The following is a 20,355-nucleotide window of genomic DNA, read 5'->3' as shown; positions in this document are numbered from 1 at the left end:
TGTTCAAAATTGTGCAACAATAGTGAGATTGTTGATAATTATCCGCCTCATAAACATATCACTTATGAATAGGAAACTTGAGTTAAAAAATTATATTTGTCAAAATTTTTATAGAATCAGTACAAATGAAATTCAAGGCATCAATTGTTACAAAATCAGTTTTAGCATTAGGTATTGCTGCTGGTTTAGCTGCATGTAACCAAAATAAACCGGCTGATAAAACAGCTGCGGCAACTACTCCGGTAACCGCTACCGCCGGCAAACCCGAAATTGTATTCTTTAACCAAGATTCTGTTGTAGCCAAATATGATTACATAAAGGACATGGAAAAAAGGCTTGAAAGTAAAGGCCGGGCAGCTCAAAGTGATGTGGGTAGCCGCCAGCAAGCCATACAGCGTGAAGTTGCCGAATACCAGAAAAACGCTGGTACCATGAGCGCCGACCAACGCGCCGCTACCGAGCAGCGCCTGCAACGTAAAGGACAAGAGTTTCAGCAATATCAGCAAAACGCTGCTGCCGCCGTACAGAACGACCAGGTGAACGAGCAAACCAAGCTTTATGATAAATTAACAGAATTTACAAAAGCTTACGCTAAAGAGCATGGTTACAAAATGATATTGACCTTTAAAAAAGGCGACCCTACCGTTCTTTATGGAGATCCAAGCCTTGACATAACTGCCGAAGTGATCAAAGGCCTTAACGAAGCTTACGCTAAAGACAAAAAATAAGCTTTTTGATATACAGATTTCGAGTTTGCAGATAGGCAGATGAGAAATTTAACTTCATACAAAACCCCGGCCAATGGTTGGGGTTTTTTAATGGACTAAGTTATGGAACAGAATCACGAAAAATTTATGCGGATGGCCGTTGAGCTGTCGCGATATAATGTTGAGAATGAACAAGGCGGCCCTTTCGGCGCGGTAATAGTGAAGGATGGCGAAGTAGTTGCCCGTAGCGCCAACAAGGTTGTGCCTACTAATGACCCAACCGCACATGCAGAAGTGGCCACCATACGCCTGGCTTGCCAGGAACTGGGCACCTTTAACCTTGAAGGCTGCGTAATATACACCAGTTGCGAGCCTTGCCCAATGTGCCTGGGCGCCATCTACTGGGCACGTATAGATAAGGTATACTACGCTAATACCAAAAAGGATGCTGCCGATATTGGCTTCGACGACCATTTTATTTATGATGAACTGGAACTACCTATGGCCCAAAGGAAATTACCTTTTGAACAATTGCTGCATTCCGAAGCCCTTGAAGTATTTAAGCAATGGCAGGTTACTGAAAAGAAAACTAATTATTAACGTAAAATATGCAGCCACTGGCAATCCTGCCAGTCGGTGAGCATATGGAACAGCAAGCCCACCGCTATGATACGGGTACGGGGGAATATTAACAGAATAACATATACACCTATGGCATACCAGGTATGTAGCGGATGGTAGCCAATACTGCAGCGGTTAGGGTCAAAGATGGGGTTAGCCAGTAAATGATCGGTATCAACCAGCATAGTGGCTATCATAATAAGCCAGGCTTTCTTCCATTTCTTCCTAAAAAAAATAAACGCCAGTAAACCCGGCGCTAAAAAATGCAGGCTGTAGTGAACTACAGTCCGCATTATACTTAGAAAATCGTGATTGCCCATGGATGGCAATTACGCTATCAGTGATTTTATCAATTCTTCCAGATCACGCAGGTAAAGCATGTTAGGTCCATCGCTCAAGGCGTGGTCAGGATCGGGATGGGTTTCAATGAAGTAGCCGCTTGCACCGAAAGCTTTTGCAGCGCGCGCCATAGCCGGTACGAATTTGCGGTCGCCTCCGGTTTTACCACCTGCGCCGCCCGGGCGCTGTACCGAATGAGTACAATCCATACAAACCGGATAACCAAATTCAGCCATATCAGCTACATTCCTGAAATCAACCACCAGGTTATTATAACCGAAGGAATTGCCGCGTTCTGTAAGGATCACCCGATCGTTACCCGCCTCTTTTACTTTTTGCGCGGGGTAAAACATATCCTGCCCCGAAAGGAACTGTGCTTTTTTGATGTTTACGATCTTACCTGTTTCGGCAGCGGCCACCAGCAGATCGGTTTGACGGCAAAGAAAGGCCGGTATCTGCAAAATATCCACCACCTCCGCGCAGGCGGCGGCCTGGAAAGGTTCATGGATATCCGTTGTAACCGGCAAGCCGAATTTCTCTTTTACGTTATTCAGCATCTCCATACCTTTAGTAAGGCCGGGGCCGCGGTAACTGTGTATACTGGTTCGGTTGGCTTTATCAAATGATGATTTAAAGACCACCGTCACCGGGTACTTACTGCCTATCTCCGCTACCTTTTCGGCAACGGTATACAACAGGTCCTGGTTCTCCATTACGCATGGACCAACAATAAAAAAGGGCTTCGAGGTAATATCGTTATAAAGTGCCATTGTCTTTTATCTTTTTACGTGCAAGCTCCAGATCTTCAGGAGTATCTATCCCCTTTTCTATGCTTTTCACTTCAATCATTTTTATTTTGTAGCCATTTTCAATAGCTCTTAATTGTTCCAGTTTTTCTGATGCCTCTAAAAACGATACCGGCATGGTAATAAACTCTTTTAAGAACGTGGTACGATAAGCGTAAATCCCCATATGCTTACGATAAACGCTCACATCGGTCACCTCCTTATCCCGTGAGAAGGGAATGGCGAAGCGAGAAAAATAGATGGCATAGCCATTTACATCGGTTATCACCTTTACCAGGTTAGGGTTATGCAGTTCTGCCTGGTCAACAACCGGCGCGCAGACACTTGCCATAGCCGCGTCTGTTTGCTGCATGGCTGTTATGAGCCTATCAATTATTCCCGCATCAAAAAAAGGTTCATCGCCCTGTACGTTAATTACCAGATCCGCTTCAACGGTATTCATCACTTCGGCAATACGGTCAGTACCGCTGGGATGGTGCTCGCTGGTCATTACTACATTTGAGGTGAATCGCAGGCAGGTGTCCATTACTTCCCGGCTATCCGCCGCTATCCATATCTCATGGTGCAGTTTTGCCCGGGCACAGGATTCATAAACCCGCTGTATTACCGGCTTACCACCCAGATCAAGCAGTACTTTACGTGGCAACCTGGTTGACTGCAAACGGGCAGGAATAACAATTACAGTTTTCAATACTTTTATACCTGGTTAAATATCTGATAAACGCCTGTAACCCGCTCGCTGTCGTCGCGTACTAATAGTGTAGTGATCTTGCGTTCGAGCATTAATGCCTCAGCATCTATTACCAGTTCGTTCTCCTCAATAAATATAGGGCTACCGTTCATAAAATCGGTAATAGGCATATGGTGGATATCAGCATACTTTACCAAACCCCGGCGCAGGTCGCCGTCTGTTATTACCCCTTCTACAGCATCTGCTGTACCCACTATCACCATCCCCAGCTTCCCTTCAGACATGCATATCACCAATTGTGCAAAAGATGCGCCGGGCTCAATAAAGGGCAACCTGTCTGTACGCATATTATCTTTTACCCTGGCCAGTAATTTTCGCCCCAAACTCCCACCGGGGTGGAAACGGGCAAAATCATCAGGAGTGAAATCACGCGCGGTCATTAACGCTATGGCAAGGGCATCGCCCATTACCAGTGTAGCAGTGGTTGACGATGTTGGCGCCAGCTCGAGCGGACAAGCTTCCTGCGTTACTTTCACGTTAAGGTGATGCATGGCATTACGCGCAAGGGTGGAATTGGAATTGCCGGTAATAGCTATAAACGCATTGCCACTGTGCTGCAGATAGGAAACTATTTTCAGGATCTCTTCTGTTTCGCCAGAATAAGATATCAGCAGCACAATGTCGTCTTCGCTAATCATTCCCAGATCGCCGTGGAAGGCTTCTGCAGGATGCATAAAAAAGCTTGGGGTGCCGGTACTGGTAAAAGTAGCCGCTATTTTACGGGCAACATGGCCCGATTTACCCATGCCACATACAATGAGCCTACCTTTTACCTCTAAAATAGTGTTTACCGCTTCTTCAAAACTGGCATCTAAACGCGATGCCACTTCCTGCAAAGAGGCTATTTCTACATCAAATACTTTTTGGGCTAAAGTCCTCATAGCGCAAATTACCTGCCTTTTGGCACTGCAATAATACTCAATAAAAAGAGAAGTTACAGCTGCCGAATTTACATGTAAGGCCTGTTAAACTACAGCTAAAAGCTTAGAGGCTGGCTTTTGCATCTCGGTAACACGTGCTGGCCTGTTATTATCCAGGTGTTCGAACTTTGAGTTTTTGCTAAGGAACTCAGGTACTATATCCTTCATTTTACTTACCGTAGCCATCTCATCACCCTGATTGTTAAGCAGGATAAGCTCGTTGACATTATCAGTAACCTGTTTGTATGGATATTTAATTACATGCGAGATCTTAATTTTCTCGTGGTGTGTAGGCATGGTGTTTTCACCTGTATTAAGCAATTCCTCATACAGTTTTTCACCAGGGCGTAAGCCGGAGAATACAATTTTGATATCTCTATCAGGCTGTAAACCCGCAAGCTTGATCATTTTTAGGGCCAGATCCACAATTTTCACTGGTTCGCCCATATCAAATATAAATATCTCGCCACCGCTACCCATAGTTCCTGCTTCCAAAACGAGGTGTACCGCTTCAGGTATGGTCATGAAGTAACGTGTGATTTCCGGATGGGTAACCGTAATAGGGCCACCTTTTTGTATTTGCGCCCTGAAACGGGGTATAACCGAACCATTTGAACCTAATACGTTACCAAACCTTGTGGTAATAAAGCAGGTATTTTTATTAACCGGATTGTCTTTAAGCGATTGTATATAAATCTCAGCTATACGCTTACTGGCCCCCATGATGTTGGTTGGGTTTACGGCTTTGTCTGTTGATACCATTACAAACTTGCGCACGTTAAATGCTACAGAAAGGTCAGCAATATTTTTTGTTCCCAACACGTTGGCACGTATAGCTTCTGACGGATTTTCCTCCATCATAGGCACGTGTTTGTAAGCGGCCGCATGGTAAACCAATTCCGGCTTGTAATCTGCAAAAAGCTTATGCATACGGTAGTAGTTCCTGATATCACCAATGTATATCACAATTGGTATTTCAGGGAATTTTTCTTCTACCTCGAGCCTGATCTCATGCAAGGGCGATTCGGCCTGATCGCAAAGTATCACCATTGCCGGGTTGTACTTTAGTACCTGTTGCACAATCTCTGATCCTATTGAGCCGGCAGCACCGGTAACCAATACGCGTTTACCCTGCAAGTCTTCTGATATGCGTGTAGTATCAATCTGTATGGTTTTACGTTGAAGAAGATCCTCAATTTTAAGATCTTTTATCTGTTGTAAGTTAAGTTTACCATATATCCACTGGTCTGCCGGCGGCACCGTTAGCACTTGTATGCCAAGGGCCAGGCAAATTTCAAGAGCGGTTTTCTTTTCCTGCTCATCCAGATGATGGTTCATGATCACCAATTTATCAATGGCACGCTTTTCTTTAAGCTTGGCCAGTTTGGCAATATCATACACCTTTACAGATTGTATTTCTTTGTTGATCTTGTTAAGATCATTATCAACAAAGCCTGCAATAACAAAGTTAGTTTTTGCGCTTGCCTCCAAAGCCTGTTTTACCAGCACCGCGTTGTTATCAGAACCGTAAATTAATACAACAGACTTTTTAGCTGTTGAATAATTATTAAGGTAATTAAACGCGCTTTTCACTGCGCTGCGCAACAGGATAAGTAAAGTACTGGATACCGAAAAGTTTACCAGCAAAACCAGATCAATAGTTGGCGAGTTGATATGCATGTATGGTTTAACCCAGGCAGCAATAACCAGCATATATACAATGCTGCTGATAAAAACAGACCCGAATATCCGAAGCACATCCCTGGTGTTTGAATAGCGGATAAGGCCTGTATGAATACGCATTACGTACATTACCAAAGCAGCAATAGCACAATATAAAGCTGTATATATGAAAAAATATCCCCTTAAAATATTGGAGAACTCGAAGCGGTTTACGATGAGATATGATGACGCAAATGACCAAGTGATAATAACAAAGTCTAAGACCATTATCATCCATCTTGGCACCACTTTGTTAAAAAGCAAATATTTCTTCATAGGTGTTGCGTTGTAAATATTTAAACAAATGTAACCATTTTTTAATAAGCTATTAAAAAATTGACAAATAGCGAAACATGTTTGCTATTTATGCTACTGCATAGACATAACAATTGCGCTTTTGTTTAAATCAATTATTATTTTTTCTATTACTATACGACTACACGTATAGCAGTGTAACAACATGTGGGGGGATTTTGTTGTTATATTATGTAAATATAAATTAAGTATATAAATATACAATATATTACATATTTACATAACGTTAATTAATAAATTATGCAGCAGAAAGCGCGTCACGCTTACCCATCATTAACCTTTTTACTATAATATATATAACTACTAAAGGCAAGAGTACCACCACAAATGTTATCGCCGAATTAACATTACCTATTTGGTTAACAAGGAATAAATTGATAATACCCTGTACTATGCCATAGATAGCTGATACCACTAAATGCGGCACCTTACGTTCATTGGCCATTAACTGGTAAAAATGCAGGCGATGTGCCTTAAATATATTTTGCTTGAGTATGAGCCTGTGTATAATGGTTAAAACTGAATCTACACCATATACCGAGAGCAGGAGAATATATTTCCAGTCGTTAGTTTGCAATATAATCTTGATGAGAAAGAAAACCAGCCAGAAAGCGATAGTAATACTGCCAACATCGCCGGCAAAGCAACGGGCCCGGGTACGAAAGTTAAAGTAAAGGAAAACTATGCTGGCCAGCATCAGGAACCATATCATATTAGCCTCTGTAAAAGGTATTACACGCAAATTAATGTATTGCAGGGCACCCAGGGTTACAAGCGTATACACGCCGGTAATACCGTTTATACCATCCATAAAATTATAGACGTTTATAATACCTATAGCTAATATGTAAAATATCACGGGCCAATACCAGCTGAGATGAAATATATTAAGAAACAGGAACATGGCCGTTACCGAAGCGAAATGGACGATAAGGCGGATCTTGTTGGACAAGGTTATACGGTCATCAATAAAGCTGATGGCACCAATCATGAGGCTGCCGGTAGCAGGTAACCAATACGCGGGGTATAACAGTAGAATAAGCAGGCTGGCGGCGCAAAAAATAATGCCCCCTCCTCTAATGGTTACAACCGTATGTGAGCTACGTTCATTTGGGCGGTCAACTATGTTGTATCGTTCTGCGATCTTAAAATACAACAGCATTAATATAAAAAAAGCAACAAGTACTATAAAATAAAGCATGGGTATTAGTTGGCGTTAAAACTTTTAATAGTGCTGGCCAGTCCGTCATTTACCGCGTAGGGTAATTGCTGTACGCCTAAAGCATTTTTTATTTTTTTGTTTGACACCATGTAGTTCTCGGTGAGCTTTTTTAATTTTTCTGAGTTTAATGGCAAATGCAGCAGATCGCCTACGCTGGCAATGGCTTTAATGATCTGTTGAGGGAAATAATACAACCGGGCCTTTTTACCTGAAACACCGGCAATAATATTTACCACCTCTACTGTTGAAAGGGTGGTATCATCGGCCATATTGTAAATACCCGAAGGTGCGTTACCGGCAAGCAACCGCTCAATAATAAAATTCAGGTTCTCGATATAGAGGAACGAACGCATATTACTGAAAGATGCTAATGGATATGGGATGCCTTTTTGAACAAATTTGTAGAGCAAATTTAAGTTCCCTTTATTACCCGGGCCATGTATCATACAAGGACGTAAGATGTATACACGCTTATGCTCGGGCAGGCTCTGAGATAAGATATATTCTTCCGCTTTTAGTTTTGATTGTCCGTAAGGCGTTTTAGGCGCAGGTACGGCATCTTCATCTAACTCTCCTTTAACCGTATCGGCTGCGGCCTTTACACTACTAAAGTAGATAAACACCGAAGCATCGCTTTTAAGGAATTCATTAAAAAGCTTTTTGGTAAGCTCGGTATTGATCTCAAAGTAAGCATCGGCCGATGAAGTATTTTTTACATCATGCGCCTTGCCTGCCAGGTGAATATAAGCATCCAGATGAGCCTGGTGCACCTCGTTAATTTTTTCCCAGCTTAATTGCTTTTCCCCGGCATTAGCCGCAGTACGGCTTAAAGGTATGATGCTAAAGCCTTTTTGCTGCAAGTAAACACTAAGATTTTTACCCACAAACCCCGATACTCCGGAGATCAACACGTTTTTCATTTATAGATAAGATAGTATAGATGTGGCCATTTCTTTATTAATGTGCTCACGTTTAAACTTTTCAAGAAAGTCGTTCCTGTGCTCGTTAGTGTAAGTATAGCTGTTTAATTGCGATACCATATCATTAACATCTCCCGGTAGAAACAAAATTTTATTGGAAATGTGTTCGGCAATAAAACTATTTGCATAACCGGCAACTCCGGCAATAATAGGTTTATCTGAAGCGCCAAACTCAAACACCTTGGATGGAAGCACTTTTTTGAAAGCTTCGTAATCGTTAAGATGCAAAAATAAGAAATCAGATTGTTCGTAAATAGCCAGCAGTTCGTTTCTGGAAACAGGCGGGCGCATTTCTACATTGGATACGCCTTCGTCATTTAAACCATCAATAAGCTTTTGTTTGGCACCACCATCTCCAATGATAAGAAACTTATATTCGTTACCTACCATTTTGGCTGCTTTTGGGATGATTTTGTGCAAACCCTGCCCTTCCCCAATATTACCAGCATAGGTAATAATACGTTGCTCTTTTTGCAAAGACTCACTTTTCGGGAAGTTCATAAACTCTGGATCAATCCCGTTAGAATAGGTGGTATATTGCTTACGCTTATATTTTTCAAAATAAGGGCTAAAACCTGCCGATATTAAGTTGATGTGACTGGCGTAATTAAATACGTTTGACTCAATGGTGTTTAGAACCGGTAAAACGCCACTTTTAATAAACTTGTTCTTAAGCACATCCTTCATTGTATCCGTAAAGATATCGCGGATATCCAGGTAAAGCGGGATGCGTTGCTTGCGTGCTATTTTGTAGCCGAGATAAGCGGTAAACAACCGCGATGATGACGCGAATACCAGATCGTATTTCTTACCCCTGATGAGCTTTTTCGCTTCTTTGTAATAGCGCTGGAAAGATTTGATCTGGTCAGCAAAGCCGCTTTTATGCTTGGGAATAATTATACGGTGTATGGTTAAATTATCACGCTCCTCATAAGCCGGCGCGCTGGTATGGAAAGTACTGTACCTGTTTGGAAGTGTGGTAACCACATCAATCGTAGCCTTGCCTTTAGCTTGTTCGGCCAATTCTTTTGCCAGTGGCGAGTTCCGGAACGAGCCGGCACACAGGTCTGGCTCAAAGTAAAAGGTAAGGTAGAGTATCTTCTTCATTATAATTTAAAGTCAATAATTGTCTCCAATTGCGCATCAAACTCAACTGTTAACAAGGTAGCTTCGGCATATAGGTTGTAAGCTTGTGCAAGCTGGTAATTTTGCAATTGGATGTTTTTGGCTCCGTTAAGGGTTAAAACAGCCATGCCATCACCTGCTTCCAGTTTATTTGCATCGACAAATTTCACATTAATACTGGGATTAAAGTGAAATAATGCCCTGCACTTTAAATTATTATTTACGGGGGAAGTAAAGTCTGTAATGATAATGCTATTATCATTAAAATCAAAACATCTGTTATGCAAAATACCAAAACTCCTCTTGTAGCCGTTTTGCGCGGCACACAACCTGTTACCTGTTTGTTCGGTAACGGTTACATCTGCCCGTCGCCCCACCCTGAAACCGCCCCAAACGTCGGATTGGTTGGCACAATTCACTTCAACAGTATTATGAGCATGCGTAGAACGTTCATAATCACGACGCTCGCCTATCTGGTAGGTTGAGGTACCGGCATCAACAATAAAAGGTGTATTATTGGCATAGAGGATAAACGACAAAGCATCGGCATGGCTATGACCGGGCTGGTATGATGGGCCAACAGGGCCAACATCCACCACACACTCATAATTATTATTCCGATAATTTCTGTATCCTGACGAACCAAGCGTGGCTTCCGCTTCAACTGTTAAACCTAAATGAGCTGCAAAGCCAAACAACTGCGCTGAAGTAAACGCTATGCCGGTTGCGCTGTCGTTAAAATGAGGTATATCGCCATTATTAAAGGTAATAGTCTTTAACCATCCCAGCATTTTTACAGTCTTTTGGATAATAAAGCTGATAAATGCGGCATCGGCATTTTCAACGGATTGATACCAGTCTAACAACTCCAGCATACGGAACAGGATGATCTGGTGGTACATTGGGCTTAACTCGAAATGCGCCCCATCATCCAAAATCTGCTCGTTTAGTTGATCGGTAAGCAATTGTTTGGCTTTCTGTTCCCAGCCGGCCTTTTTAAAAAAGCAGCCACCGGCTATTAGCGCGAAGCCATTTTCAAGCAAATGGTTACCTAATAAATGATACTCCAGGCGGGCATCCAGATAATTTACCTGCGCGTATAACTGACGGGTTAAGTCCTCATCATGATGTTGGATACCGCTTAAAAACCTGATGGTGTTAATGACCCGTAATGATACCGGATAAGGCTCTGGCTTTAGGCGGCCACTTACCAGCCAATCTCCTATTTCCCTTAGCCAAAGCAGTTTTGTGTTATCACTAATATCCTGCTGGCGCAGGAAATCAAAATACTGTAAATTGTAATTCCACAGTTTCCCATACCGCTGTTCATCCCAGTTAATATCGTTAACAAATTTATGCTCAAGATTTAAAAACGTGAATGATTTATCACCCTCAACAATTTTTTGCTGAGGAACATTGAAACTAAATTTTAAAAAGCTTACCTGCACAGGTGTCACAGGTATAAAGGGCGCTAAGCTCTTTACCTTTTTTATCCTGTATTTTAGCTGGTATATGATCTGTTGCCTTTTTAAAAAGCTTACCGTGTAAAACAGCCTGGAAATCTTCTTAATTAAGCCCCCTAATTTCATTTATTTCAGTTCAAGTAATATTTGAGCCACCGCCTTGTCGGCTCGACTGTCATCATCCTGATTATCAGCAACAGAGGCAGCCAATTGCCTGGCCTTAGATGCACCAAATTTTAAAGCATACTTATCCAGCAACTGGTAATCTTGTACGCCTTGGGCAAAAGCCTCCCAACGCCTGGTAGATACAATTTTATTATCGGGACCAATATAAATGACCGAATAATTGGTGTTTTCTGTACCGTTAAAGTTGCTCAATAACGCCTTATTACCAGCATTGTTTCGATAATCGGCATAATTCCAGAAACCAATTCCCTTTACGCCGTTGGCAAAAGCCTTCCAAGCCATTAAACGATAATAGGTATATGGCGAGAGCGACTCTGAAAACGGCGCGATATCGTACATCCATATTTCTTTATCGGAACCTTTTACCGCGGCCAGCATAGCTGGGGTGTTCCTGATCTGTACAAGAGACAACATTGACCCAATTTTTTGCCAGCGCGATGTAGAGGCAACAGTTGCATATACTTTTATGGATGGATGTTCGCTCTTTATCCAGTTAAGGAAATTTACAAAGTTATCCAGCTCCTTATCTGCCACCTCATCATAAGGGTAAAGGTATATCTGCGACTCATCAAAATTCATATCCTTTGAATTCTGGATCAGAGACTGATACCATGTCAGGAACTTGTTCTTCCAGTCGTCAGACATAAACTGCGTACCGTTATAATTATTCTTGTTAGGGAAATTGATATAGATAAGCAGCTTTTTAAAGCCCTGTAAATTTTTCAGGTAATCGCGGTAATAGGTAAAGTTGTTATTCACCACATATGGCAGCACATTTGGCGGCACTACCATAGTATTTATTCCATGCTCTTTCAGATCATTAGCGGCAGCTTCACGCTTATCTGTAAGCATAGGGAAGTTAAGATATGCCCAGTTCACCGCGTTGAGGCTACTCCTGTCAGGCAGAGTTAAGTTTGATACGCTTACATTTACCGGCATCAAAGTGGCAACACCGGCAGAAGATACCTTTATACTGGTTGACGCGGTTCCGGCTCTAATTCCGGTTATCCGGAAAAATATGAGTTTAGATTCACCGCTGTTGAGTGATAGCGTATCGCTTATTTTTAAAAGCGGGTCGGCAATTTGGTCATAACCTTTTCCCGACAGCACATAACCTGCATTATACAGCGTGATACGCGCGTTACTGATAGCGGGAACCGATAGGTTCATTACGCGAGGCCTGGACGATAAGTTAGTTACCATGAAAGCCCGGTATTGATCGCCGTTGATAGCAGTAGCTACTTTGAATGAGTTATCTGCCGAAGCTTGTGGTTTAAACGGCACATTTATCTTGTCCCATTCATTTATTTTAGTTACCACTAAATCCTTATTAAAGCTTCTGCGTTGACTAAGTGCCCATTTTTGCGACGACCGGGCTAATACATCATTCAGGTTACTTTGGGCATCCATATCAGCACCCATTTGCAGTTTACCTATCTGTGCGGAAGTAGCCAACATCCTGTCTACCGATTTATCCAAATCGGCAACAGCTATATTTTGCCTTTCGCCGCCGGCACGGCCACCGCCTGATACTTCAATCTCGTCGCAAAAAACAAACGATCCGTTGGGAATAATTACCAGCTTTACAAACGCGGCTTTTTGCCGCACGTTGTTCAGTACAAATTTATGTATTGCATAGTCGCCGGGTTTGTTATCGGCTCCGGCCGTAACATCGCCCTGGTAACTGTAATTAGTATTGTCTGTAGAAGTAAACGCGAATGCATGTGCCGGGTAATTCACCCCCGCCGAACTACCTCGCGCGGTGTTAAAACTTATCTTATCAATATTGGCAATGCCTTTTAACGGGATAGTTATGGTTACCCTTAAAACAAACTGCCAGCCGGTTGTGGTTTTTGACTGCCAGAACTGCCCGGTTGTATAAACACCATCAGTTAATACGTTATGGTCGTTATCAGCAGAAACTGCCGGGTAATTGCTGTTTTTTGATACGGTGTAGGTTTGCCCGAGGGCCAGGTTTTGAGCAGAAACTGTTTTACAATTAGCCATTATTAATGGCAATAACAAAGCGGCAAGGATTCTTCTAACACGTATCATAGTATCAGCAATTAAATATTTAACAATGTATCAACAATACGATGGGCGGTTTTCCCATCCCATAGTTCAGGTATATTTCCTTTTTTCCACTCACCCTTCAGCAGCTTTTTAAATGCCGGTGGTATAGCGGTAGGGTTGGTACCCAATAGTTCGTTTGTACCTATGGTGCAGGTTTCGGGGCGCTCGGTGTTGTTACGTAAGGTCATGCACGGTACGCCCATTACGGTAGTTTCTTCAGTAATACCGCCAGAATCTGTTACCACGGCTTTGGCATGCTGCACCAGGTAGTTAAATTCCAGGTAACCTAACGGATCGATCATGTGCAGGTTAGGGGCATCTATACCCACACTTTGCAGCATTTTGGCCGTACGCGGATGCACTGGAAAAACAAGCGGCAACCCATCTGATGAATCAACAATCGCTTTCATCAACTTGCGTAATCCATCCTCCTCGTCCACATTAGCGGGGCGATGAAGCGTCATCACGATATATTCTTTAGGCTGCAAGCCAATACTATCCCAAATGGCGGGTTTTTTAAAGTTAGGCATTTGGGTAAGCAGTGTATCAATCATGGTATTCCCAACAAAAAATATACGGCTATCTGGTGTCCCGGCCTTGCGCAAGTTATCATTAGCGGTTTCAGACGTGGTAAAGAAATAATCGGTAATAGCATCTGTTACCATACGGTTAATTTCTTCTGGCATGGTGAGGTCGCCACTGCGTATACCTGCTTCAACATGCGCAACCGGGATATTATTTAGCTTTTTAGCGGCTATTGAGCACGCCATGGTCGAGGTTACGTCTCCTACCACTAATACCATGTCCGGTCGTTTTTCTAACAAAACTTTCTCATAACGTACCATTATGGCGCCGGTTTGCTCGGCTTGTGTGCCGCCACCCGCCTCCAGGTTAATATCCGGTTCGGGAATGCCCAACTGCTCAAAAAAGTCGCCCGACATTTTTTTATCATAATGCTGGCCGGTGTGGATAAGCCGGTAGCTAATATTTTTACCCGCCGCCGCGGCTTGCTTTATTGCCGATATTATTGGGGCAATTTTCATGAAGTTTGGCCGTGCACCGGCTATGATGTCTATGAGCATATTAGTTTAGTAATAAGTTAAAGATCTTATCCGACACCAGCTTTGAGTCAAACTCATCAAATTTGTTTAATGCGTTAACGCTCAAAGTGGCATAATTAGTTTCTATATTTTTAATTGCTTGAATTAATTCTTCTACATTGCCCGGATTAACCAGGTAACCCGTAACCCCATCAGTAACAATTTCAGGTATTTGCTTCCAATAGGTGGAAACAACCGGCTTAGCACAGGCATAGGCTTCTATCAGGATACCAGGATAGCCCTCGCCCGGGTAATGAGTAGGCAGCACCACCACATCAGATCCAGATATGATTTGATATACTTGTTCGGGTGCTATATGGCCTTTGTATGTTGTGTTAGGGTTATTTTCGATGAGTGCCGATAGCTCCGGTTCTACCATGGTGCCATAAAAATGCAATGAGTATGAACTATCCAACTGCTTGAATGCTTCCAACAGCTCTTTAACCCCTTTGCTTTCTTTAATATGGCTGATAAAAACAAAACGCTTTTGGTAATCAGCTGCACTCCTTACCGATGCATTTCGCTCTCTCACATTCGGGAACCAGTAGGTATTTGGATTGATAGCTTTAACCTGCCCCAATAATAGTTTTGACTCAACAAAAACCATATCCAACTTGCTGAGCAGGCGTTTGATGATGGCACCTTTCGTCTTTTTTTTCAGATCCTGATCCAGCTCTCCGCCAAACTTGCGCATTACTATTTTTTTAGGACCAATGGTATTAAAGAAAAACATCAGCGGCAGCAGATATAGGTAATCTCGTGATGAGTTCAAAAAGATGACATCATGCCGGCGCCGCAGTGATATAAAACGACTGATGATGTTAAATACGAAGAGGCCCTTAGACTTATGATTGCTTTTATTAGTATCAATAATAGTATGGCTGATATTGTGCGCCTGCAATTCATGCAACAGGTTCTCAAACAGCACAACCGCGCCACCTGCTCCCTGCCTGGCGTTTAACCTGGGCCCCATTACCAGTACTTTGATATCTTTGTTCATTTCTGTAAACCCGGACATTAAACAAAATCGCGCATCAGAATACCGCTTTTAACCACTTTACCGGGCACCCCTACTACAATAGACCCCGATGGCACATCTGTTAGTACTACACTATTAGGGCCAATAACCACTTCATCGCCAATCACTATATCACCCAATATACGGCAGCCAGCTCCCAGGTAAACATTATTGCCTATTTTGGGCACTTCAACCTTTTTTGACCGCCCGCCGATAGTAATACCCTGCCCAATTACACACCCGCTGCCTATTACCGCACGGGCGTGTACTACTACGCCTATACCGCCATACGCGAAAGTGCTCTTTTTACCAATTTGCGTACTGGCAGGTACGCTGCTGTTGAACATGAGGAACTGGATATAATACAATATTTTTGGCAGCAACGGTATTTTATGCCGGTATAGAAAATTTGCTACCCTATGCAGGTGTATGAGGTTCATATAAATATTTTTGAGGCAATTTCCTTTGCCCTCCGTTTGTCTGAAAAATAATCGAGCTTATTGTATGCTAAATCAGTTATATGCTTCAATTCTACATCATCCAGGTTAAGCATCCGGTTAATTTCGGCTAACAATGCATCTTTATCGTTCGGGTCAATGGCTTCATAACCTGTATCCTTAATTACTTCGGGTATGCCGCCAACATTTACAGTTACAATGGGCAGATGAGCGGCAAAAGCCTCTAACAAAACCAACCCAAATCCTTCATGTTTAGGCAAATGAACCATCACATCGCATTCCAGCATAATGTCATAAATGCCTTTGCATTGGCCCAAAAGCACCACCCTTGATTGAAGTTGATGCTTATTAATCATCGAAATGATCTCGTCACGATAATTTGCAGCTCCCTCTTCCAATGCTTTATCAAAGCTATCACCGGCAATTACCAATGATACATGACCAGGCAGGCGTGCAAGCAATTCCAGTAAAGTATCTATTCCTTTTCTTTTAACAAGCCTGCCAATAAACAAAAGCTTTTTACCTTCTATCGCGTTTAATTTTTGAATTACTACAGGATCAGTAAGGTGCTCGTTTTTAAAACTCTCCTGATCTATTGAATTGTAGACATTCTCTATTTTACCGGGCGCTATATTTAAGTATTTCAGGTTTTCCTTCTTTACAAACTCTGATATAGAATATGCCTTAAATAATTTCCGCACGATTAGTGATTTCCACATTTTAAACCTGCGTGAACCGGTAACAGATTGATGAGGATAGTCATGCAGTGCCACTACATGTTTGAAATTAACAAAAATACGGGCCAGGGCAGCAATGGTATCCAACCCTGTATTGCTGGTAATTACATAAGCATACTTATGTTGCTTTATTAGTTTCACTAATCTCATTACCGCCATGGGTATCCTGGAAGAAGAATTGGCCTCTAACCAAAGGATATTATGCACACCTTTCCCCTTCCAATACTCAGCATCAGCGGTACTGTCCAAATAACCGAGGCTATATTGGCTTAATATGTCGGCCTCAATACCGATACGATTAAGCTCCACTGCCAACCTCGACTCCAGGGTTTCGGCGCCCCCCGCTGAGATCTTCCGTACGCATACCAGCACTTTCATCATTAAGCTTTAGTGAAAAATATAGGAATATTAAAAAAATCAGTATGAAGTACATACTTCTGTCAAAAGTATGGTAGTAAGTCTGGAAGGTAATCACATTAAATATGAGCAGCAATGTCACCAGGTCGGCCATCGGCTTAATAAGTGATCGCCACTTGCGTATTTTCCTGTAAAACAAAAACAAACTTACCAACGCCCCGGTAAGGATAGAGAAGCCTAAAAGACCGAAATCTACCAGGTTGTTTACAAAATAATTATGGCTGTTTGTTGGTTTAGCGCTAATGGTAGGCGCATATTTAAAGATCACCTTTTTACTGTTGTCTAACCCAAAGCCCAAAAAAGGCCGATCAAGAAAGTGTTCCATCCCAACATTGAAAGCAACCCATCTGAAACTTGACTCGTCCTTATCTTCAACCTGGCGTTGATATTTGAGGTTATAGGCGTTCATTTGGGTTTTATATATATCACTCTGCGTAATGTAGGTTAATGAACCAATGATCAGTATTACTGCAAAAGCTACCAAACCTAAACTTTTACGCAGGTTTGCAATAAACACAAAACAATAAATAACCACTATCCCAAAAGCGATAATTACAGATGAGGAATAAGAGGAAAGCAACAATATCACTGATATGAATGCGATAATCTTGTACAATAACGAAAATTTAATATCATTAAAATAGCAGCTTAAGTATATTATTGGAGCCAAAACAATAAAAGAAGAGAAATCAAACTTGTCTCTAAAGCCTCCGCGTACATAAAAGTTCCCTTCGTCAATACCCTGCTTCATGGCACCACCTAACCCTTCCGGAAATGCATATTTATTGGTAACCAGTTCATACATACCAAATAATACGCTCGGTATTAACAATAAAATTAAACGTTGTAATATGAGTATGTAATCTGCTTTACGGATAGGGATTTTAACTATTGATGAAGATACGGTTGTTACCCAAAGCAGGTTAAACGTAAACGTTAGGAAGTATAAATTCATCTCCCCCTCGCTTAGCAGCTTTACTAAAGTATAAAATACAATTACCAGTAAAAAAAGGTAAAACAGCGAAAGCTTTTTGTACACAAAAGGCGACCAGTACTTAATATTCATGGCCACACCTGCCAGTATAGCTATCTGTAAAGGCGTAACAGGGATACCCCCAAAATTAACAGACAGAGGATCGTTAATTTGTGAGGCGACAAAGTATAAAAAAAAGGCTTTTACGCCCGGGTGTTTAAAAACACTACTTTTTCCCATAAGCATTTAACAAGGCTGTAACGTTGTTGTGCCAGTTAAAGCGTTGCTTTAGCCCGGCAAAATTATGGCCTTTATAGTTAATAAGTAAATTACTAATAGTTTTATGCATGTTAGTATGGTTATACAAATAAATCATCCCAGGTTCTGAATGCAGCCTGAAGAATTCAATATCTGTTGCCAATACCGGCTTTTCAAAGCCAATAGCCATTTGGTAAAAGCCCGAAGTGGTGATACGCCTGTATGGCATCCAAACAATATCTGCCAATACGAAAATATCTGCCAGTTCAGCTTCGCTCACTTTCCTGTCAATAACGCTTACGCGCTCTTTTTTCAAAAGCGCCTGTTTATCTTCGTTGGCTAAATTTCCTATTAACAGGAAATGAAGATGAGCCGGTATTTCGTTATTTAACAAATAGTTGACGGCATCCTGTGTTCCCTGGTAATCTTTACCGCTGCATTTTAAGAGTACTACCTTTTTATCAGCAGGTATGCCCAGCGTTTCCCGTGTGATTAAACCGGCCGCTTTGTACCAATCTCCATAGGTGCCGTGTTCAACCAATACGTATTTTTTCTTAAAATCGAAGCCAACAACGGTTTTAAGGTCATTGTAAGCATTTTCAGCGTGCCCAACAATCAGGTCAAACTTTTTAATCAGGAAACGCCGCATCCATTTTTCTAAACGCAATGAATGGTATTCGTGTGGTAACGCATTATGTGCCGACCATATCAAACGGTATCCCAAGGCTTTTGCCACCAGGCAGTTAAACCTAAAGTAAAGGCATTTAATAAACGATAACGGTAAATTACCCTTGCGCCATACCGTTTGCGGCCAATGAAAATAACATACCTGAACGTTACCTGCATGCTTAATTAAATTGGGTATAGTAAAGTTAAACTCCGCCAATTCCCAGCCGTGCGACTTTAATTCGTTATAATACAGCTCCATAAAGGGGTTGCCTTCGGAGTACCTGGGTGGCGGGTATGATACAAACTTAACCATCTATACAGCTCTTAGCTAAGTTTAACCAACTGTATTTCTCCGCAACCGCTTCTTTATCAATATGGAAATCGGCATAACGCTCTCTTATGGCTTTCATAGCTGCCGCGTAATCGTCAACGGTAAATTTCGCCAAAACACCCGTATGCTTATCCACAATCTCTGAAGTTGCCGTAACTATCCCAGGCTGGCCCGAATCAAAAGCCACTACAGGTACCCCTGCATACAAAGCTTCTAAAATGGTTTGTCCAAAGGTTTCGTGGGTTGATGGCAGCAGGTAAACATCTGCCGCGGTATAATAGATATTGGGAGTATTGCTGCGGCCTGCAAAAATAACTTTATCTGTCAAATCCAACTCGTTTACCAACAACCGCAAAGTTTGTTCCTCGGAACCATCGCCTACAATCAAAAATACAGCACCGTTGTGATCTATCCGGCTAAAAGCCTTAATAGCTATATCAATTGATTTCTGCCTAACCAGCCTGGAAAGTATGAGATAAACGAAAGTATCTTTATCAATCCCTACCTTTTGCTTCGCGGTTGGCTTATCAGGCATGCCATCAAAATAGCCAGCATCAATGCCGGGCTTGGTGATGATGATCTTATCCGCTACCATCGGTGCTACACTTAGCACCTGGTTAGCCATATTTTTACTAAACGCTAATATCCTGTTACAACCTTTCAGCAATTTAAACTGAACATTCTCGAGGTAATTGAGAAACACCACCCGGAAGACCAGGTCCTTCAATTTTTTTTCTATTGTTGATGAGGCTACCGACCCGGCAAACTCGCGGTCCTGTATCTTTACTACACCCGGTATAATATAGGCGATATTCTTTAACCCTGCCTTTAACGCGGCATAACCGGTTACGTGATTCCTGGTGATGACTACATCGGGTTTAAATGGCAGTTTTTTAAAAAATGCGGTACAGGAACGTACATCGGCCTGGTACTTGAAAACCTTTAAAGCCGCCATGCCCGGCATATATGTTCTGAACCTCAGCACCCTGAAACCATCAACCATTTCATCGGCAGGTAAACGGATGTTGTTTAGTCCGGCATCACTCGCTGCAATAACTACTTCGTGCCCCTGCTGCTGGTAGGCCTGGGCCAGGTAGAAAATAGAATTTTCTATCCCGCCTACATGGGGTTTGTAGTAATATGAGGTGAGCAGAATCTTCATAC

Annotated in this window: 19 protein-coding genes; 2 read left to right on the top strand and 17 right to left on the bottom strand. The window is 42.1% G+C overall.

The window, feature by feature from the left end; all coding sequences use genetic code 11:
- Positions 1–125: 125 nt before the first annotated feature.
- The gene (locus CKK33_RS07920) at positions 126–728 is read left to right on the top strand and encodes an OmpH family outer membrane protein (protein ID WP_095703583.1); all 603 of its coding nucleotides are present in this window, start codon (positions 126–128) and stop codon (positions 726–728) included.
- A gap of 102 nt (positions 729–830) precedes the next feature.
- A complete protein-coding gene (locus CKK33_RS07915; protein WP_095703582.1) occupies positions 831–1,307 on the top strand; it encodes a nucleoside deaminase in 477 nt (158 codons plus the stop codon).
- On the opposite strand, the gene CKK33_RS07910 is transcribed toward CKK33_RS07915, so the two are convergent.
- The 17 genes from CKK33_RS07910 to CKK33_RS07830 form a co-directional block, all read right to left on the bottom strand.
- Entirely contained in the window at positions 1,304–1,621 is a 318-nt protein-coding gene (locus CKK33_RS07910) for a DUF6122 family protein (RefSeq protein ID WP_233138164.1), read from the bottom strand. The two genes, CKK33_RS07915 and CKK33_RS07910, sit on opposite strands and share 4 nt — an antisense overlap.
- A 36-nt stretch (positions 1,622–1,657) precedes the next feature.
- The gene (gene kdsA / locus CKK33_RS07905; RefSeq protein WP_095703580.1) at positions 1,658–2,437 is read right to left on the bottom strand and encodes a 3-deoxy-8-phosphooctulonate synthase; all 780 of its coding nucleotides are present in this window, start codon (positions 2,435–2,437) and stop codon (positions 1,658–1,660) included.
- Positions 2,424–3,164: a 3-deoxy-manno-octulosonate cytidylyltransferase gene (kdsB, locus tag CKK33_RS07900; RefSeq protein WP_095703579.1), complete on the bottom strand. Its 741-nt coding sequence runs from the start codon at positions 3,162–3,164 to the stop codon at positions 2,424–2,426. Before kdsB ends, kdsA begins: the two co-directional genes overlap by 14 nt.
- A 5-nt stretch (positions 3,165–3,169) precedes the next feature.
- Entirely contained in the window at positions 3,170–4,105 is a 936-nt protein-coding gene (locus CKK33_RS07895) for an SIS domain-containing protein (RefSeq protein ID WP_095703578.1), read from the bottom strand.
- Positions 4,106–4,189: 84 nt separating this feature from the next.
- Positions 4,190–6,142: a nucleoside-diphosphate sugar epimerase/dehydratase gene (locus tag CKK33_RS07890; protein ID WP_095703577.1), complete on the bottom strand. Its 1,953-nt coding sequence runs from the start codon at positions 6,140–6,142 to the stop codon at positions 4,190–4,192.
- A 277-nt stretch (positions 6,143–6,419) separates the two neighbouring features.
- Entirely contained in the window at positions 6,420–7,382 is a 963-nt protein-coding gene (locus CKK33_RS07885) for a glycosyltransferase family 4 protein (RefSeq protein ID WP_095703576.1), read from the bottom strand.
- Positions 7,383–7,387: 5 nt separating this feature from the next.
- Positions 7,388–8,323, bottom strand: coding sequence for an NAD-dependent epimerase/dehydratase family protein (locus tag CKK33_RS07880; RefSeq protein WP_095703575.1), 936 nt, complete (start codon positions 8,321–8,323; stop codon positions 7,388–7,390).
- Complete coding sequence (locus CKK33_RS07875; protein WP_095703574.1) at positions 8,324–9,490, bottom strand: glycosyltransferase family 4 protein; 1,167 nt, start codon at positions 9,488–9,490, stop codon at positions 8,324–8,326.
- Entirely contained in the window at positions 9,490–11,097 is a 1,608-nt protein-coding gene (locus CKK33_RS07870; protein WP_095703573.1) for a heparinase II/III family protein, read from the bottom strand. Before CKK33_RS07870 ends, CKK33_RS07875 begins: the two co-directional genes overlap by 1 nt.
- Positions 11,098–13,164: a glycoside hydrolase domain-containing protein gene (locus CKK33_RS07865; protein WP_158223412.1), complete on the bottom strand. Its 2,067-nt coding sequence runs from the start codon at positions 13,162–13,164 to the stop codon at positions 11,098–11,100. It abuts the gene before it with no gap.
- 59 nt (positions 13,165–13,223) lie between these two features.
- A complete protein-coding gene (wecB, locus tag CKK33_RS07860; protein WP_095703571.1) occupies positions 13,224–14,312 on the bottom strand; it encodes a non-hydrolyzing UDP-N-acetylglucosamine 2-epimerase in 1,089 nt (362 codons plus the stop codon).
- A 1-nt stretch (position 14,313) separates the two neighbouring features.
- Entirely contained in the window at positions 14,314–15,330 is a 1,017-nt protein-coding gene (locus CKK33_RS07855) for a glycosyltransferase family 4 protein (RefSeq protein WP_158223411.1), read from the bottom strand.
- A gap of 17 nt (positions 15,331–15,347) precedes the next feature.
- Positions 15,348–15,788: a serine O-acetyltransferase gene (locus tag CKK33_RS07850; protein WP_095703569.1), complete on the bottom strand. Its 441-nt coding sequence runs from the start codon at positions 15,786–15,788 to the stop codon at positions 15,348–15,350.
- Positions 15,785–16,924, bottom strand: coding sequence for a glycosyltransferase (locus CKK33_RS07845; RefSeq protein WP_095703568.1), 1,140 nt, complete (start codon positions 16,922–16,924; stop codon positions 15,785–15,787). The genes CKK33_RS07850 and CKK33_RS07845 overlap by 4 nt, the downstream gene beginning before the upstream one ends.
- Positions 16,842–18,173: an O-antigen ligase gene (locus CKK33_RS07840; RefSeq protein WP_158223410.1), complete on the bottom strand. Its 1,332-nt coding sequence runs from the start codon at positions 18,171–18,173 to the stop codon at positions 16,842–16,844. Before CKK33_RS07840 ends, CKK33_RS07845 begins: the two co-directional genes overlap by 83 nt.
- The gene (locus tag CKK33_RS07835) at positions 18,160–19,173 is read right to left on the bottom strand and encodes a hypothetical protein (RefSeq protein ID WP_095703566.1); all 1,014 of its coding nucleotides are present in this window, start codon (positions 19,171–19,173) and stop codon (positions 18,160–18,162) included. Before CKK33_RS07835 ends, CKK33_RS07840 begins: the two co-directional genes overlap by 14 nt.
- Positions 19,166–20,353: a glycosyltransferase family 4 protein gene (locus CKK33_RS07830; protein WP_095703565.1), complete on the bottom strand. Its 1,188-nt coding sequence runs from the start codon at positions 20,351–20,353 to the stop codon at positions 19,166–19,168. The genes CKK33_RS07835 and CKK33_RS07830 overlap by 8 nt, the downstream gene beginning before the upstream one ends.
- Between the last annotated feature and the right edge of the window lie 2 nt (positions 20,354–20,355).

The sequence above is a fragment of the Mucilaginibacter sp. MD40 genome, assembly GCF_002288635.1.
GTDB lineage: Bacteria > Bacteroidota > Bacteroidia > Sphingobacteriales > Sphingobacteriaceae > Mucilaginibacter.
The sequence above is the reverse complement of the archived record's forward strand: the minus strand, read 5'-3'. Positions and strand labels throughout refer to the sequence as shown.

What these genes read in the sequence shown, in the direction of transcription:
- CKK33_RS07855 (WP_158223411.1), bottom strand. Translation starts at nt 15,330, where the DNA reads ATGAACAAAGATATCAAAGTACTGGTAATGGGGCCCAGGTTAAACGCC.
- CKK33_RS07890 (WP_095703577.1), bottom strand. Translation starts at nt 6,142, where the DNA reads ATGAAGAAATATTTGCTTTTTAACAAAGTGGTGCCAAGATGGATGATA.
- CKK33_RS07830 (WP_095703565.1), bottom strand. Translation starts at nt 20,353, where the DNA reads ATGAAGATTCTGCTCACCTCATATTACTACAAACCCCATGTAGGCGGG.
- CKK33_RS07870 (WP_095703573.1), bottom strand. Translation starts at nt 11,097, where the DNA reads ATGAAATTAGGGGGCTTAATTAAGAAGATTTCCAGGCTGTTTTACACG.
- CKK33_RS07835 (WP_095703566.1), bottom strand. Translation starts at nt 19,173, where the DNA reads ATGGTTAAGTTTGTATCATACCCGCCACCCAGGTACTCCGAAGGCAAC.
- CKK33_RS07920 (WP_095703583.1), top strand. Translation starts at nt 126, where the DNA reads ATGAAATTCAAGGCATCAATTGTTACAAAATCAGTTTTAGCATTAGGT.
- CKK33_RS07865 (WP_158223412.1), bottom strand. Translation starts at nt 13,164, where the DNA reads ATGGCTAATTGTAAAACAGTTTCTGCTCAAAACCTGGCCCTCGGGCAA.
- CKK33_RS07895 (WP_095703578.1), bottom strand. Translation starts at nt 4,105, where the DNA reads ATGAGGACTTTAGCCCAAAAAGTATTTGATGTAGAAATAGCCTCTTTG.
- CKK33_RS07885 (WP_095703576.1), bottom strand. Translation starts at nt 7,382, where the DNA reads ATGCTTTATTTTATAGTACTTGTTGCTTTTTTTATATTAATGCTGTTG.
- kdsA (WP_095703580.1), bottom strand. Translation starts at nt 2,437, where the DNA reads ATGGCACTTTATAACGATATTACCTCGAAGCCCTTTTTTATTGTTGGT.
- CKK33_RS07915 (WP_095703582.1), top strand. Translation starts at nt 831, where the DNA reads ATGGAACAGAATCACGAAAAATTTATGCGGATGGCCGTTGAGCTGTCG.
- CKK33_RS07910 (WP_233138164.1), bottom strand. Translation starts at nt 1,621, where the DNA reads ATGCGGACTGTAGTTCACTACAGCCTGCATTTTTTAGCGCCGGGTTTA.
- CKK33_RS07875 (WP_095703574.1), bottom strand. Translation starts at nt 9,490, where the DNA reads ATGAAGAAGATACTCTACCTTACCTTTTACTTTGAGCCAGACCTGTGT.
- CKK33_RS07840 (WP_158223410.1), bottom strand. Translation starts at nt 18,173, where the DNA reads ATGGGAAAAAGTAGTGTTTTTAAACACCCGGGCGTAAAAGCCTTTTTT.
- wecB (WP_095703571.1), bottom strand. Translation starts at nt 14,312, where the DNA reads ATGCTCATAGACATCATAGCCGGTGCACGGCCAAACTTCATGAAAATT.
- CKK33_RS07880 (WP_095703575.1), bottom strand. Translation starts at nt 8,323, where the DNA reads ATGAAAAACGTGTTGATCTCCGGAGTATCGGGGTTTGTGGGTAAAAAT.
- CKK33_RS07845 (WP_095703568.1), bottom strand. Translation starts at nt 16,924, where the DNA reads ATGATGAAAGTGCTGGTATGCGTACGGAAGATCTCAGCGGGGGGCGCC.
- CKK33_RS07850 (WP_095703569.1), bottom strand. Translation starts at nt 15,788, where the DNA reads ATGAACCTCATACACCTGCATAGGGTAGCAAATTTTCTATACCGGCAT.